General features: G+C 63.0%; 14 protein-coding genes and 1 pseudogene. 8 read left to right on the top strand and 7 right to left on the bottom strand.

Annotation, left to right across the window (positions count from 1 at the left end; genetic code table 11):
• Nucleotides 1–92 precede the first annotated feature (92 nt).
• Nucleotides 93–449 (bottom strand): hypothetical protein, encoded by a 357-nt coding sequence (locus CE453_RS00925; protein WP_089172886.1) that lies wholly within the window; start codon nucleotides 447–449, stop codon nucleotides 93–95.
• Nucleotides 450–707: 258 nt separating this feature from the next.
• Here CE453_RS00925 and CE453_RS00920 point away from each other — a divergent pair, with 258 nt between their 5' ends.
• The 7 genes and pseudogenes from CE453_RS00920 to CE453_RS00890 all read left to right on the top strand — a co-directional run bounded on the left by CE453_RS00920 (nucleotide 708) and on the right by CE453_RS00890 (nucleotide 10,192).
• Nucleotides 708–974, top strand: a complete 267-nt coding sequence (locus tag CE453_RS00920) for a heavy-metal-associated domain-containing protein (RefSeq protein WP_089172885.1) — start codon at nucleotides 708–710, stop codon at nucleotides 972–974.
• Between the two features lie 78 nt (nucleotides 975–1,052).
• The gene (locus CE453_RS00915) at nucleotides 1,053–3,428 is read left to right on the top strand and encodes a heavy metal translocating P-type ATPase (protein WP_089172884.1); all 2,376 of its coding nucleotides are present in this window, start codon (nucleotides 1,053–1,055) and stop codon (nucleotides 3,426–3,428) included.
• A gap of 33 nt (nucleotides 3,429–3,461) precedes the next feature.
• Complete coding sequence (locus CE453_RS00910; RefSeq protein WP_157732865.1) at nucleotides 3,462–3,983, top strand: cytochrome b; 522 nt, start codon at nucleotides 3,462–3,464, stop codon at nucleotides 3,981–3,983.
• 571 nt (nucleotides 3,984–4,554) lie between these two features.
• Nucleotides 4,555–4,953 (top strand): FixH family protein, encoded by a 399-nt coding sequence (locus CE453_RS00905; protein ID WP_089172882.1) that lies wholly within the window; start codon nucleotides 4,555–4,557, stop codon nucleotides 4,951–4,953.
• Nucleotides 4,950–6,368, top strand: coding sequence for an efflux RND transporter periplasmic adaptor subunit (locus tag CE453_RS00900; protein ID WP_089172881.1), 1,419 nt, complete (start codon nucleotides 4,950–4,952; stop codon nucleotides 6,366–6,368). Before CE453_RS00905 ends, CE453_RS00900 begins: the two co-directional genes overlap by 4 nt.
• Nucleotides 6,365–9,471: pseudogene (locus CE453_RS00895) on the top strand (efflux RND transporter permease subunit); the annotation flags it as partial. The gene CE453_RS00900 and the pseudogene CE453_RS00895, both read left to right, overlap by 4 nt.
• A 229-nt stretch (nucleotides 9,472–9,700) precedes the next feature.
• On the top strand, nucleotides 9,701–10,192 hold the full coding sequence (locus CE453_RS00890) for a DUF411 domain-containing protein (protein WP_089172880.1): 492 nt from the start codon (nucleotides 9,701–9,703) through the stop codon (nucleotides 10,190–10,192).
• Between the two features lie 58 nt (nucleotides 10,193–10,250).
• Here CE453_RS00890 and CE453_RS00885 read toward each other — a convergent pair whose 3' ends face one another.
• From CE453_RS00885 to CE453_RS29415, 4 genes are all read right to left on the bottom strand, one after another.
• Complete coding sequence (locus CE453_RS00885) at nucleotides 10,251–10,490, bottom strand: hypothetical protein (RefSeq protein ID WP_089172879.1); 240 nt, start codon at nucleotides 10,488–10,490, stop codon at nucleotides 10,251–10,253.
• 200 nt (nucleotides 10,491–10,690) lie between these two features.
• Nucleotides 10,691–11,161, bottom strand: a complete 471-nt coding sequence (locus CE453_RS00880; RefSeq protein ID WP_089172878.1) for a DUF305 domain-containing protein — start codon at nucleotides 11,159–11,161, stop codon at nucleotides 10,691–10,693.
• 47 nt (nucleotides 11,162–11,208) lie between these two features.
• Nucleotides 11,209–11,592, bottom strand: a complete 384-nt coding sequence (gene copM / locus CE453_RS00875; RefSeq protein ID WP_157732864.1) for a CopM family metallochaperone — start codon at nucleotides 11,590–11,592, stop codon at nucleotides 11,209–11,211.
• 219 nt (nucleotides 11,593–11,811) lie between these two features.
• Entirely contained in the window at nucleotides 11,812–11,946 is a 135-nt protein-coding gene (locus CE453_RS29415) for a hypothetical protein (protein ID WP_282568745.1), read from the bottom strand.
• Between the two features lie 301 nt (nucleotides 11,947–12,247).
• Here CE453_RS29415 and CE453_RS00870 point away from each other — a divergent pair, with 301 nt between their 5' ends.
• Complete coding sequence (locus tag CE453_RS00870; protein ID WP_248307699.1) at nucleotides 12,248–12,910, top strand: helix-turn-helix transcriptional regulator; 663 nt, start codon at nucleotides 12,248–12,250, stop codon at nucleotides 12,908–12,910.
• A gap of 25 nt (nucleotides 12,911–12,935) precedes the next feature.
• Here CE453_RS00870 and CE453_RS00865 read toward each other — a convergent pair whose 3' ends face one another.
• Nucleotides 12,936–15,242: a relaxase/mobilization nuclease domain-containing protein gene (locus CE453_RS00865; protein WP_248307698.1), complete on the bottom strand. Its 2,307-nt coding sequence runs from the start codon at nucleotides 15,240–15,242 to the stop codon at nucleotides 12,936–12,938.
• On the bottom strand, nucleotides 15,239–15,658 hold the full coding sequence (locus CE453_RS00860) for a hypothetical protein (protein WP_089172875.1): 420 nt from the start codon (nucleotides 15,656–15,658) through the stop codon (nucleotides 15,239–15,241). The genes CE453_RS00865 and CE453_RS00860 overlap by 4 nt, the downstream gene beginning before the upstream one ends.
• Between the last annotated feature and the right edge of the window lie 83 nt (nucleotides 15,659–15,741).

The raw sequence follows: 15,741 nt of genomic DNA, 5'->3' as shown, positions 1-15,741 counted from the left end.
GCGAGAACTCTTGATCTTCCTGAAATTGGAAATGCGAGCGCCCCCGAAGTTGCGATCGTGCCAGTCGCGTCCTGCAAGGCACTTTGATCTACTCATTGTGGTCGATCTTTCGCGCCTGCGATCGTTTCCGTTGCCGCTACGATGCGTTTGAGTGGAGTGATGAAATCGGGAATGTCGACGAAAGCAAGAAGAAGGCCCGCGATCCAGAAAATGTGCATGTGCGTGAACATGGCCAGCAATCCCAGCACACAAACGATCTGCAATTGCACTTTATTATGAGCAATCCGATCCGGCAGGACGTGCAGGTGCAAATATAGAATACCAATTGCCAAGACGAAGATGATCAAAAGAATGCCCATCGCAACCAGGAGCCAGTCCGTTTCACCGGGGCCGGCGAGGAATGCCGGCAAGTGAGTCGAAGCGGCTGCTGGATGAATCGCCTGGCTCATAAGTCCTCCGATCCTGGAACTGCCGAGCTTTCTGAAGCAAATTAACATCTGCCGCGCTCGCGCAGCTATTGTCCCCCGGGACAAGATGCTAGCGCTGACCAATCCCGACCGCGTTCCCGCGCCCCTGAAAGATCAGACTCAGCTCCGCATTTTGCGCTCTCAGAAAGTTCTAGAACGCGCATGCAACATGCCCTTGACCTTCCTATAATGGGAAGGCGTAGGTTGCTGTAATCGGCAATTTTTTGGGACATCGCAGCCATGTGCTCCTGCCAGCAACATTCGGATAGCGCCGCCAAGGCGACAACTGCTCCTGAGGGCGCGATCAGCTTTCGCGTCGAGGACATGACCTGCGGCCATTGCGCCGGTACGATCAAGAAGGCGATCGAGGACCAATTGCCCGGAACCGCGGTCACCGCCGACCCGACTTCGAAACGCGTCAGCGTCGTCGGCGCGGCCGACTTCTCCGTCATCAGGTCAATCGTGGCGGGCGCTGGATACACGCCCGGCGCGGATCGCACCGGCTGATCGCGAGCGGCCGGCGCGAACCCGCCGGCCGCTCATGCATTGGTAAGGCAAAGGGGCAGGGGAGCAGAGCGGCAAGCCATGGCAGATCAGCAGCATCACGCCGGCCATCGGCACGATGACCATTCACACCACCATGGCCATTCTCATGGCACGGGCGAGAGTGTGAAGGACCCGGTCTGCGGAATGACCGTGGATCCCGCCACCGCAAAGCATCGCGCCGCCCATGCCGGGCAGGCCTATTTCTTCTGCTCCGCCGCCTGCCAGAGCAAGTTCGAGGCCGATCCCGCAGCCTATGTCGGCGAGAAAGCGGAGGCGGCTACCACAAAGCCGGCGCCCGAGGGCACAATCTACACCTGCCCCATGCATCCTCAGATCCGCCAACCCGGTCCGGGCAATTGCCCGATCTGTGGCATGGCGCTCGAACCGGAGATCGCGACGCTTCAGGAAGGGCCTAGCGCCGAGCTCGTCGACATGACACGCCGGTTCTGGGTGGGCCTCGTGCTCGCCGTGCCGGTCTTCGTGCTGGAGATGGGCGGGCATCTCGTCGACCTGCACATGTTGCTCAGCCAGCAGAGCTCGAATTGGCTGCAGCTGATCCTGGCGACGCCCGTCGTGCTCTGGGCCGGCTGGCCGTTCTTTCAGCGGGCCTGGGCCTCGCTCGTCAATCGCAGCTTGAACATGTTCACGCTGATCGCGATGGGCACCGGCGTCGCCTGGGCTTACAGCGTCGTCGGCACTGTCGCCCCGAACCTGTTCCCGGAAACGCTCCGCTCCACGGAAGGAGCGGTCGCAGTCTATTTCGAGGCGGCGGCCGTGATCACCGTCCTGGTGTTGCTGGGCCAGGTCCTCGAATTGCGAGCCCGGGAGCAGACTGGCGGTGCTATCCGGGCCTTGCTCGACCTCGTGCCGAAGACCGCCCGGCGGGTGCGCAACGACGGCGAGGACGAGGACATCAATCTGGACGCTGTCCATGTCGGGGACCGCCTGCGGGTCCGCCCGGGCGAAACGGTTCCGGTCGATGGCGAACTGATCGAAGGCCGCAGCTCGATCGACGAATCCATGGTCACGGGTGAATCGATGCCGGTCACCAAGGAGGTCGGCGCGACCCTGATCGGTGGCACGCTCAATACCACCGGCGGCTTCATCATGCGCGCGGGCAAGGTCGGCAGCGATACCATGCTGGCCCGAATCGTCTCGATGGTGGCGGAGGCCCAGCGCTCGCGGGCACCGATCCAGCGCCTGGCGGACCAAGTGTCCGGCTGGTTCGTTCCGCTCGTCATCGTCATCGCCATCGTCGCTTTCGCCGCCTGGATGGCGTTCGGGCCGGAGCCGCGCTTCGCGCATGGGCTCGTCGCCGCCGTCGCCGTGCTAATCATCGCCTGCCCCTGCGCGCTCGGCCTGGCGACGCCGATGTCGATCATGGTCGGGGTCGGGCGCGGCGCGCATCTCGGCGTGCTGATCAAGAATGCCGAGGCGCTGGAGCGCTTCGAGAAGGTCGATACTATCGTCGTCGACAAGACCGGCACGCTGACCGAAGGCAAGCCGCGGCTGACCGGGCTGAAGCCGGTCGGCACGATCACCGAAAGCGAGCTGCTGCGGCTCGCTGCTTCGCTGGAGCGGGCGAGCGAGCATCCGCTCGCCGCCGCGATCGTCGACGCGGCGAAGGAGCGTGGCCTCGCCCTGGCCGAGGCGCAGGATTTCGACAGCCCGGTCGGCAAGGGGGTGACGGGGACGGTCGAAGGCCGCGCGCTGGTGATCGGCAGCCACCGGATCATGAGCGAGGCCGGTATCGACACCGCTGCGCAGGCCGCAGAGGCGGAAGCGCTGCGCGCCGAGGGCGGCACCGTGATCTTTGTCGCGGTCGATGGCCGCGCCGCCGGGCTGCTGGTGATCGCCGATCCGGTCAAGCAGACCACGCCGAAGGCGATCGAGTCCCTCAAAGGCGCCGGTATCCGAGTGGTGATGCTGACGGGCGACAACCGGACGACGGCCCAGGCGGTGGCGCGCCGGCTTGGCATCGACGAGGTCGAGGCCGAGGTCCTGCCCGAGGACAAGAGCGCGGTCGTCAGAAAGCTGCGCGCGCAGGGCAGGGTGGTCGCGATGGCCGGCGACGGCGTGAATGACGCGCCGGCTCTGGCGGCGGCGGACGTCGGCATCGCCATGGGCACGGGCACCGACGTGGCGATCGAAAGCGCAGGGGTGACCCTGCTCAGGGGTGATCTGGAGGGGATCGTGCGGGCGCTTCAGCTCAGCCGGGCGACAATGAGCAACATCCGGCAAAACCTGTTCTTCGCCTTCATCTACAATGCGGCGGGCGTACCCGTCGCAGCCGGCGTGCTCTATCCGATATTCGGATTGCTGCTGTCCCCGATCATCGCGGCGGCGGCGATGGCGCTGTCCTCGGTCAGCGTGATCGCCAATGCGCTGCGCCTGCGCAGCGTGTCGCTCCGGTAGGGGCGATGCCATTCGAATGAACGGGGCTGCATCGTGAGCTTGTTGCAAAGCATCCTTATTCCCAAAGTCAGTGTGGGCAGGTCTTTCGGCGCCTACCAGCGCTGGATCCACTGGCTTGTGCCGTTGTTGTGCATTGCCCAGGTTCCCACTTCCTGGGCGATCCAGCGCACCCATATGGCGCATGGCTTCACGAAGCCCGCCCCCTTTGATCTGTTTCTGCATCAGGTCCACGCCTGGATGGGATGGCTGATCATGGGGCTCGCGCTGACTCAGATCGCATTGCGCTACATCTATGGCCGCCCCTCGCTTGAAGACTTGTCTCCACGCGAACGATGGGCCGCAACGGGCGTTCACGTCTGTCTGTATGGCCTCCTGCTCCTGTTGCCGTTCACGGGGACGGTTGCGATGTATCTCAGCTTCCGCGCCGCGCCCTTGCATCGATGGCTCAGCTGGGCGCTGCTAGCGCTCGCCGTGATCCATGTCGCCGGGGCGCTGTGGCATCACTTCTACCGGCGCGACGACATCTTGCGCCGCATGCTGAGAGGCCGAGCTTGAGATCACGAAGCAGCGATTTTGGTTGCTCCCGGTCAAACAGCCGCAGTTCTCGCCCTTTTGCGATCCCTGTCGGTATGTCAGAACAGGTGCCATGAAGTTTCGACTTCTCACGCACATACTGATCCTGGGGCTGTTCGTTACAGCCACGATGTTGGCTGCCTTGGTCTCGCCGGCGCGGGCTGGCTATGTCCGCATGGAACGTGAGGCGATGACAGAGATGTCGCCTGACATGCCGTGCTGCCCCAATCCGAAGGACAAACAACCCGATTGCACGACCAATTGCCCTGCCGCGAGCTTCTGTCTGGCCAAGTGCTTTGCGAGTGGACCAACGGTTTTCGCCACGCTTGCCCAACCTGTTCTTGTGACGCTCGGGCGTGTGGGTAATGAGGCGCTGCGCATTTCGCGACCGGGCGAGCCTCCGGCCCGACCACCACGAAGCTGAGACATCGCCGGCACTGATGTGCCGGCTGCGATCGCGCGGTCATGCCGCGCGATCGGTGGGCCGTGGCTAGCGCCACGCTTTGAGCTGCACCCCGCGGGCGCGGCAGCCTAACCGTCTCAGGATTCGACAATGATTATCACCCGTACGCTGCGCGCTCTCGTGGCCGCGCTTCCGCTCACCGCCGTTGCACTACCCGCTCTGGCGGATATCAAGGACTATGAATTCCAGCTTACCCAGAACGAGTTCAAGCAAGGCGACGGCGTCGTCATCACCGTCAAGCTGATCGACAAGCGATCCGGAAAACCAGTGCCGGATGCTGTCATCTTTGCCAAGCGCATCGACATGGAGCCGGAGGGGATGGCCGCGATGGCCTCTCCGATTGAAATGCTGCCGTCTCCGGAAGCGGGAGCGTACAGCTTCAAGACCAAATTGGTCATGGAAGGCGGCTGGCGTTTGTCGCTCGGGGCGAAGGTTCAGGGCGAAACCGGCACGCTCGAAAACAAGCTGATCCTCAAGGCCCTGCCATGAAACACATTGCCCTCACGGGTCTGGCGCTCGCTACCGTTCTGGTGGCGGGAGGGGCGGGCTATTGGGCGGGGCATCGCGGTGTCGCGGTGCCTGGCCTGCGGAATTGGCTCGGCATCGGAAGCCTGCTCGCGGCAAACGAGCCCGCCGGCACCGGGCCGACCATCTACTACCAGGATCCGGATCGGAAACCGGTCTATTCGGCTGAGCCACGCCAGACGGCAGAAGGTCGGCCGTTCAAAGCCGTGCGCGCCAGCGAAGATACCAGCTTTGAGGAGAAGCCGCCGGTCGAGAAACCGGCGGCCCAAGCCGAGAAGGGGCGTATCCTCTACTATCGCAATCCGATGGGCCTTCCGGATACGTCGCCGGTGCCCAAGAAGGACTCGATGGGGATGGACTATCTCCCCGTCTATGAAGGCGAGGGGAGCGAGGACGGAGTCATCAAGCTCTCGCCCGGGCGCATCCAGCGTAGCGGTGTCCGTTCCGAACCGGTCCGTCGCCAGACCATTGCCCAGACCATTCGTGTTCCGGGCGTGGTGCAACTCGACGAGCGGCGGATTTCCGTGGTGGCAATACGTGCTGACGCCTTCGTCCAGGAGGTCGCGCCGGTCACAACGGGCGACCGTGTGGCGAAAGGAACACGGCTCGCGCGGATCTACTCGCCCGAAATCAGCACGGCTGGCGCCCAGTTCATCACCGAGCTGAACGCTGCAGCACGAGGCGTGCCCGAAGGGGGCGCAAGGCAGCGCCTCGAAAACCTCGGTGTTCCCGCCGAAATCATCGCCGAGATCGAGCGCAGCCGGAAGGTGCCACCGACGGTGAATTGGACGGCACCGCGTGATGGCATCGTGCTGGAGCGCAATGTCAGCGACGGCATGAAGATGGCTGCCGGAGGCAGCCTGTTCCGGCTTGCGGATATCTCGACGATTTGGGTCCTGGCCGACGTTCCGGAGCGTGATCTGGCCGAGATCCGGATCGGAGCGCCGGCGACGGTTCGGCTCCGCGGCCGCCCCGACATGAGTTTCGAAGGGCGCGTCGGCGTGATCTACCCACAGATCGCCGAGGCGACGCGCACGGCAAAGGTCCGTATCGAACTAGCCAATCCGGACGGTGTCCTGCTGCCGAACATGTATGCCGACGTCGAGATCGGCGCTGGTGATGCGACCGCGGAACTGGCGGTTCCCAGGAGTGCCGTCATCGATAGCGGCACACGAAGCGTCGTCATCCTCGATCGCGGCGAAGGCCGCTTCGAGCCGCGCGAGGTCAAGCTTGGCCGGCGTGGCGACGGCATGGTCGCGATCATCGAAGGTGTTTCCGAAAGCGACCGTGTCGTCGTCTCGGCCAATTTCCTGATCGATGCGGAGAGCAACCTCAAGGCCGCCCTGAGTGGCTTCGCCCAGCCGGAGCCCAAGCCATGATCGCCCGCCTGATCGCCTGGTCGGCGCGCAATCTGATCCTCGTCTTCGTCGCCACGGCCTTCGTCGTTGCCGCCGGGCTCTACGCGCTCAGGACTTTGCCGCTCGACGCCATCCCCGACCTCTCCGACGTTCAGGTCATCGTCTACACCGAATATCCCGGCCAGGCGCCGCAGGTGATCGAGGACCAGGTCACCTATCCGTTGACGACCTCCATGTTGACGGTGCCGAAGGCGCGCGTCGTGCGCGGCTTCTCGTTCTTCGGGGTCTCCTTCGTCTATGTGATCTTCGAGGACGGCACCGATCCCTATTGGGCGCGCTCGCGCGTGCTCGAATACCTCAACACCGCCGCGCGCCGTCTGCCATCGGGCGTGACGCCGACGCTCGGGCCGGACGCGACCGGCGTCGGCTGGGTTTACCAATATGCGGTGATGGCCAAGGACATGTCCCTGGCCGAACTCCGTTCTCTGCAGGATTGGAAAATCCGCTTTGCGGCTTCGCGTGCGGAGGGCGTCGCCGAGGTCGCCAGCGTCGGCGGCTTCGTCAAGCAATATGCGATCGTGGTGGATCCGGTACGGCTGCGCGCCCAAGGCGTCTCGCTGGCTGCGCTGCGCGAGGCGGTCCGCGCCAGCAACCTGGATGTGGGCGGTCGCACGGTCGAGCTCAGCGAATTCGAATTCATGGTGCGCGGCCGCGGCTATCTAAAGTCGATCGCCGACATCGAGAACATCGTCCTGAAGAGCGAGCGCGGCGCCGCCTTGCGCCTTTCCGATGTCGCCCGCGTCGAGCTTGGCCCGGATGAGCGGCGCGGCATCACCGAGCTCAACGGCGAGGGCGAGGTCGCGAGCGGCATCGTCCTGCAACGTTTTGGCGCCAATGCACTTGCCGTGATCGAGCGCGCCAAGGCGCGGCTTGCCGAGATCGCCTCGAGCCTGCCAGGCGGGGCCGAGATCGTGCCGGTCTATGACCGCTCCGGGTTGATCGAGCGGGCAATCGAGACGCTGAAGGGCACGCTGATCGAAGAGAGCATCATCGTCGCCATGGTCTGCATCGTGTTTCTGCTGCATCTGCGTAGCGCGCTGGTGGCGATCATCATGCTGCCGGTTGGCATCCTGATGGCCTTCGCGGCGATGAAGGCGCTCGGCCTCGGCTCCAACATCATGAGCTTGGGCGGGATTGCCATTGCGGTCGGCGCCATGATCGACGCCGCCATTGTCATGATCGAGAATGCCCACAAGCACCTCGAACGAGCGCCACCGGATAAGCCGCGCGTCGAGATCCTGATCGAGGCGGCAAGCGAGGTCGGGCCGGCGCTGTTCTTCAGCCTGCTCGTCATCACCGTCTCGTTCCTGCCGATCTTCACGCTGGAAGCGGAGGAGGGCCGGTTGTTCGGCCCGCTCGCCTACACCAAGACCTTCGCCATGGCTGCTGCGGCCCTGCTCTCGGTGACCCTGGTTCCGGCGCTGATGGTCATCTTCGTCAGGGGCCGGATCATTCCGGAGGCCAGGAATCCGATCAACCGGATCCTGATCGCGCTCTACCGTCCGCTCATCCGCGTCGTGCTCAGGGCGAAGACATTGACGATCGTTCTGGCGGTTGCGGTGCTGGGCCTCAGCCTCTGGCCGGCGCGGCAGCTTGGCTCCGAGTTCATGCCGACTCTCGACGAAGGCACGCTGATGTACATGCCCACCACCTTGCCCGGGATCTCGGTGACCAAGGCGGCCGAGTTGCTGCAAACTCAGAACCGGATCATCCGTTCGTTCCCGGAGGTCGCCTCGGTCTACGGCAAGGCCGGGCGCGCCCAGACCGCGACCGATCCGGCACCGACAGAGATGTTCGAGACGATCATCAACCTGAGGCCCAAGGCGGAGTGGCGCGACGGTATCACCCTCGACAGTCTCAAGGGGGAGATGGATAAGGCACTCCAGTTCCCCGGCGTCTCCAACGCCTGGACGCAGCCCATCCGCGCGCGCATCGACATGCTGGCGACCGGCATCCGCACCCCGATCGGGGTCAAGGTCTTCGGCACCGATCTCGCGCAGATGGAGGCGGTCTCGCGCCAGATCGAGACGGTGCTGAAGGCCGTGCCGGGGACGAGCAGTGCCTATGCCGAACGCGTCATCGGGGGTACTTCCTCGACATCGTGCCGGACCGGGTCGCGCTCGGCCGCTACGGGCTTTCCGTCGGCGACGTCCAGAATGCAGTCGTGATGGCGATGGGTGGCGAGACCGTGACGACGACGGTAGAAGGCCGCGAGCGCTACGGGGTCGCCATCCGCTATCCTCGCGATTTGCGCTCCGACCCGCAGGCGATCGCCCGCGAGGTGCAGGTCTCGACGCCGTCCGGCGCCAGTGTGCCGCTTGGCGAGGTCGCGAGCATCGAACGCAAGCGTGGCGCCACCTCGATCCGCACCGAGAACGGCGAACTGGCCGTCTATATCTTCGTCGACACCGCCGGACGCGACCTCGGTGGCTATGTCCGCGATGCCCAGGACGCGATCTCCCGAAGCGTCAAGCTGCCTGCGGGCTACCGCATCGCCTGGAGCGGCCAGTTTGAATATCTCGAACGGGCCGAGGCACGCCTCAAGCTGGTCGTGCCGGTGACGCTCGCGATCATCTTCCTGCTGCTCTACCTGAATTTCCGCAGATTGACCGAGACCATCATCGTCATGCTCTCGCTCCCCTTCGCGCTGGTCGGTGGCGTTTGGCTGCTCTGGTGGCTCGGCTTCAATATGTCGGTGGCCGTCGCCGTCGGCTTCATCGCGCTCGCCGGCGTCGCGGCCGAGACCGGCGTGATCATGCTGATCTATCTCGATCATGCGCTGGTCGAGGTTCGGGAGCGTCGATCGCAGGAGGGCAAGGCGTTCACACGTGCAGACCTGCATGAAGCGATCATGCTCGGCGCGGTCGAGCGGGTGCGGCCCAAGATCATGACCGTAGTCGCGATCATGGCGGGCTTGTTGCCGATCCTCTGGAACACCGGAACCGGTTCCGAGGTGATGCAGCGCATCGCCGTGCCGATGATCGGCGGCATGGTCTCCTCGACTGTGCTGACGTTGCTGGTGATCCCGGCGATCTATGGGTTGGTCAAGGGCTGGCGGCTCCCTCCGGCCAAGGAAACCGGCAGCGTGGCAGCCCGCCCGTGCCGATGCAGCAGCAAGCTGTGGTCGTTGAATAGATGGAGTGATCGACATGCACGACATGATGAACGGCATGGGCTGGAGCATGGGGGCGCTGCACTGGCTCATCGTCGCAGGGCTGCTGTTGGTGATCGCCGCCTTGGTAAAATACGTCTTCTTTCGGTGAAGACGCGGTCGAGATTGAAGGAGAACAAACATGCAGATCGATATTTCGCCCACTCGCCGCGCGCTGATGCTCGGAACGGCGCAAGCTTTCACAGCCATCGCCCTGGCCGGACCGGTAGCAGCAACGGAAACACTGCCTAGGATGACCGTGACCCGCGATCCGAACTGCGGTTGTTGCGGCAATTGGGTCGAGCATATCAAGTCTGCCGGTTTTCCGGTCGATGTGATCCAGGTCGATGACGTGCTGCCACTCAAGACCAGGCTTGGCGTGCCGGAGGCCCTGATGTCATGCCACACGGCCGAGATTGGCGGTTATGTCATTGAAGGGCATGTCCCGGCCGAGGCGGTGAAGCGCCTGCTTATCGAGCGCCCGAAGGCGATCGGCATTGCGGTTCCCGGCATGCCGGTCGGCTCGCCCGGGATGGAGGTGTCTGGCCAGACGCCGCAGCCCTACGAAATCGCCATTTTCTCAGCCGGCAAGCAGCATGTGTTTGCTCGCTATCGCGGGCTGCAGCAGGTCTGATCTCGTCCGGGAGGAGTGGAAGCCGGGCGAAATGAAGCCGCCCGGCTCAACGTCTGCGTTATTGCTTCGCAGTGCAGAGAATGCGGGTTTGTTCCATGTAGAGCGCGCCGTCCCGCTTGGAGATTTCAAAAGCGCGCTGAAGGCCGCTGTCGAACGTCACGACTACCGCATTATCAGCAAGCGTGAAGCTTCCGCTGCTTTGCCAGAGGCCGTCATAAGAGAAGCGCCCATCATTATCGAACGTGAAATGCGCTCCTCCCGCTGTCGCGCAGACCTTGCCGTTGATAGCGCTGGTCACCTCTTTAATCCCGGGGCCAGGTTGGCACGGTGAGCCGCCGCCGGCGCAAGGGGAGCCAGGGTAAGCAAGCAGGTCGCCGACAGGGCGATTTGGCGGAACATCCTCATCACAGCCTCCCCTGGTTTGCCCAGAGTGAAACCCGCTCGGGGCTTGCGCAGCTAAGCTGGAGATGGGGATGACGACTTCAGATGTGAAGTGTTTCACTTCTGTCGGGCGAGGATCGCCTCCATTTGCGCGATTTCCCGATTTTGCGATTTGGTGATGTCCTGGCAAAGCGCAATGATCTCAGGATCGGTGATGCTGGCTTTTTCGCACATCAGGATCGCGCCAGAATGATGTGGGATCATTGCGCGCAGAAATTCGGCGTTACCAATGCCGGCTTGCGTTCGCATGGCTATGAAGCCGACGGCGAAAATGACAAGTGCTGCGCCGCCGATGATCACATTCAGCCGCGACGACGGGAACATGGAGCGCATAGAGACGAGCATGATGATCGTCATCGGCGCCACCATCATCATGGTCATGTAAACGTTGTTGAGATTGAGGTGGAAATGCCCAAGCGCCGCGATCATCGTGTACATGACGAGGTACATCACGATGAAATCCAGGATCAGTTCAATCGTCAGGCGGCCGTAATGGTTCTGGCCTTTGTGGTCACTGCCATGCTCCATGGCGGCCTCCTGCAAGAAAGTTCAGCCGGATCTAGATCAAAGCGACGCTATTTGCCTTTCGTTTTCAGCCATTCGTCGATTGTCTTAATCTCCTTTTCCTGTGCGCTGACGATTTCGGTGGCGAGCTTCTTGACCGCCGGATCCTTGCCATTTGCGAGGGCAACCTTGGCCATATCGATCGCGCCTTGATGATGGGCTTTCATCTGCATCATGAAATCGACGTCGGCATCGCCGGTGAATTTCGACGGCATCGCCTGCATCATCCGCATCATGCTCGCCTTGTATTCCTTGGTTGATGCGGAATCGGAGGCCTCCGGCATCATCATTTTCATGGACATACTGTCGCCCATCTGAGGCTTGGGGGCTGGTTGGGCAATTGCTGCGGTCGTCATAGAGGCCACAAGACCAGCAATCAGAACGAAGCGTATCATCTGAATTCTCCGTTGGTTCGATGGCGGAAACATCTAAGATTTTAACTGTTTCACAGACTATTGTGCGATGACGACATATTAATCATAGAACTTAATTCACTCGGATTCGATGGAGAGTGATTAAATATTGAAGGCAGATCAGTACGCAGGTGGTTAAAAATCTCCGTGCCGATATTCGTATCTTGTCGGTACGTTGACTTGCTTAAGCGAAGCAAACTATCAATTGTACTTGCCGCCGCTCAGCGCGCTTTCCGCCGAGCTGGAGACAAAGGTGGCGCTCCTGCCAAGGTAGGCTTGATAGCGATGGAGGCATTCACCGAGATGAGTCTGCACGGTGTCGACGGGACGGTGCATGGCCGCGCTCCTGTTCATTGAGCGACAGTACGTCGTTCGAGAATAAGACGCGGAAACCGGTTAGCTGTTCCAGCCTGAAATAATCTGTAACAAATCGGTAGCTTGGCAGCGCGGCCAACTTCGCGGCACACTTCCTTGCTGCAGCAATTGCGGCTGGAAAACATGCGCCTACGTTCACTGCCATCGAACAGCGAGTCTTTCTTGAACAACGACGTTTTTCGATATGCTCAAATCGTCTAGGACGTGGTCGTTCGTTGAACAAATGGGGTGCGCCGCCAACGATGTCGAGCTGAGATCGTCATTGCTCAAGATCACGAATGAATTCGGCCTTTCATCGGCGTTCGGCGGTCTAATCCCAGAAATTGCGCAGATTCATAGCAAAGCAGAGATCGAGTCTCGTGTCATCGTGCGGCACCTTCCCGAGGAGTGGTGTGCTCGGTACATTGAGCAGAATTACCTTCATAGCGATCCAATCGTCCACCGGCTGCAGCGCAACCGGGATCCTTTCAGCTGGGCCGAATGCTATGAGTCCTACGCGATTACCCGCAGAGCCATGATTCTTCGAGGCGAGGCAGCCGAATTCGGCCTCGTTGATGGCTATGTCATATCGGTGACGACCCTAGATCAAGCGCACGCCGCGATTTCGTTCGGCGGGCAATCTTTTAAGTTGGCAAGAGAGGAACGATCGGCACTCGCCTTTGCAACCTCCCTTTTCGTGGGTCATGTGCTTAGTCGACGCACTTCGGGTAGCAGCGCAGCGGCCTTGAGCAGGAAAGTCACAGCTCGCGAGTATGACTGCTTACTATGGTCGGCCGAGGGTAAATCCGAATGGGATATCTCAGTCATTCTTGGCATCTCGAAACCGACCGTGACCAAACACATACTGTCGGCACGCGAGAAGCTCGGGGCTGTGACCAAGGCGCATGCTATCGCGATAGCCATGCGGGAGAGGATCCTGCGCTAACGAGGAGCTCACCTACGATTGGGCGTCATCCGCTGGCCCTTACACGACTGAGCTTCGACGCGCTCGCTCGCCTCGATCTCGCGGATGATCTGTTCTTGCTCGGCCCGTAGACGAGCGAGCGCATCAGTCTGAAGCAGAGGTGGTGACAACGGTTGCGTTGGGTGTTGCGTGAGGAAGCGTGCTGCATCAGCGGTCGCCACCGCTTGCTGTTCCTCAGCGGCTGCCGATGTCCGCGCACCAGCGACGATCGCGCGTTGCGCCCTGAGTTCGCTCTGAGACGCCGGATCGTGACTGGCTGTCGCTTCCCCCCCGGCCGACCGACCTTCACCGAGCGATGCGCCAGGCGCTGGGCCGCAGCTGCCTCGCGATCTTCGCGGTCCCGCAATGCGTTCGCCCGCTTAATCAGCCGATCGGCATTCGGGCCGACGATCGCCTCGACCTCAGCACGCGTCATCTGGCTGACGCCGCGCTCCTGGGCCCGCTGCAGATCGACGCGATTGGCCAGGGTCTCGAGATAGCGCGCCGACGCCTCTCGGAATTGTTTCTTCGTCTCGCCCTCGAGGAGGTCGCTGGTGCGCGACACTGCCTCGTTCATGCGGTGGAGATCCTTCGCCATCTGCTCGGAGGTCACAGGCATTTCGGGGTTCTCCCTAGTGAGTTGATCGACCCGGCGGCCGATCGTCTGCAGAATGGCGCCGACCGTGTGAGCAATCGACAGGCGCTCGACCATCGTCCGGGCCACAACATTGTCCGGCTGCGCGGTCGCAACCGCCTTCCAAGCCTCGAGACCCTCGCCCACAGCCCGTCGGTCTGCAACGGTCATCGGCAACCGGATCGGATTGGCGCGGGCGACATTCATGCGGTGCCGAGCCATCTCGATCAGCTTCCGGTTGGCGGGGTCGGCAGCGTAGGCACGATCCCGCGCTTCCCTCTCCGGCCTGGGATGATCGGCCGCCGCGACGATCGCCTTGTCCTTCGGGCCATAGCTTTGCGAGGAAGCCCGCTCGCAGGCGGAAGTCGCGACGATTTTGAGGCCCTCGGCCTGGGCATGCTCGGCATAGACCCGCCGCCACTCGCTGAAGGTCTCGTGGCCCGGATGCAGCGTCTGCCCGGATTCGCTCTTGGCCGCGACGACGGCATGGACATGGATGTGGCCGGCATCCTCCTTGTCGGTGTGGATGCCGAACATGAACTTGTGGTCCGCGAAGCGATCCTGCAGGAAAGCGCGCGCCGCGCGCCTGAGTGCCTCGACATCGGTGTCGGCTTTTGCCGAAAGCATCAAATGCATCGTGTCGCGGACGGATTGAGAGCGCAGCGACGGTCCCCATTCGCGCGCCATGCCCCGAATGTCGCCTGCCTCGGCGACGCTCTTCCCCTTGTCGTCGATCGCAGCACCGTGGTCGACAAGCTTCTTCAACCGGAACATGACGCCGTCTCGGCCATGATTGGTCATCCCGGGGGAGACGTCGATCGCATGCCGGGCGACGCCGCTCGCCTCCTGGATTCTGTCCATGATCCGTGACTCGGAGAGCGTATCGAAGCGCTTCTGCGTGAAGCCCTGCGTCTCGTCCCCGATCCGGACCTGACGCACGCGAAACCGCTCCTTCGCCGGACCGGCCAAGACGACGACCAGGCGTGCCTCGAGCTCGCCGGACGAACTCGTATCCAGACGATAGGCGTGGCGGTGTCCGGAGAATCCCGCAGTGATCGCCTGCTCATAGAGCTCCCGGCCTTCGACCGTGTCCTTCACGCCATGCAGCGTCAGCCGCACCGCGCCGACATCCTGGCTCTCGGCGCGCTTCGAGAACTGCGCCGACCAGACCTTGATTTCATCCGCGACGGCCTCGCGGTCGATCAGCAGCCGGCCGTCATGGGTTTCGAGCGGAACGTCTTCACGCTGGGCATATTGCCCGGTCTTGGTCGCCCGGACCACGCCATGGGCATAGGACAGCACCTTGATCACCGCCGGCTGGTAGCCGGCCGCGAGCAACCACGCCCGCGCTTCGCCCTTGCCCGAGCCGAGGCTTCCCGAGATACCGGCACCCCTCGGCGCTCGCGGAGAACCCGGCAGCCGGGCGCCCGCTCCCCCGGAGGTTTCCGGCAACCGGCGCGACTTCTCCTCGTCCCGGGCGCCAGGGATCGTCGCACCATGGAGTGCCGTTCGCGATGACAGCATCGCCGGCGTCATCGCCAGGCCGCCGCGCCGGGCGAAAGCCTCATCCTCGACGCCACCGATCGCGCCGGGGCGCCGACGCTGCTGAGACTGCGCCACTCGCTGAACCATCAGCTCGGCCTGCTGGCTCCAGCGCGAGATCTGAGCCTTTCGGTTCATGCCGGGCACTCGTCGGCCGACAGCGTAAGTTTTGCCTGGCGCCGGAGCTTCGAACCATAGGCGACCGTCATCTCGGTGAGCTCTCCGTCGATCGCCGCGATCGCCTCGTGCAAGCCGCGCCAGATCGCCTCGGTATCCTCCATGTCGACGGCCTGGCCGCGATGGATCGCCTTCAAGACCTGTGACAAGTTGCGGCCGACCATCCGGACCTGCTGCGCCAAAGCGACAACCGCTTGCGTATTCTCCGACGAGAGCGCGGGGCCTGCCTGCACCGAGGCCCGGATCAGGCGGCGGACCACCTCCGCCTTCGGCAGGCCGAACAGCGCCACCGCGTCCTGCAGTCGCTGCTCATCGGCCGTTGAGAGCTCGGTCCGCAGCCTCGGCTTGCCTCTCCGCCCGGCAGCAGCTCCCGCCATTCCGCTCCCCTTCCCGGCCGATAGCGCGTCAGCGCCCCCGGCTGCGTCCCGCAGCCGCCCCGTGTTTGTGGCCCACAAACCGG

Source organism: Bosea sp. AS-1 (assembly GCF_002220095.1).
Lineage (GTDB): Bacteria > Pseudomonadota > Alphaproteobacteria > Rhizobiales > Beijerinckiaceae > Allobosea.
This window is presented reverse-complemented; position numbering and strand designations above follow the sequence as displayed.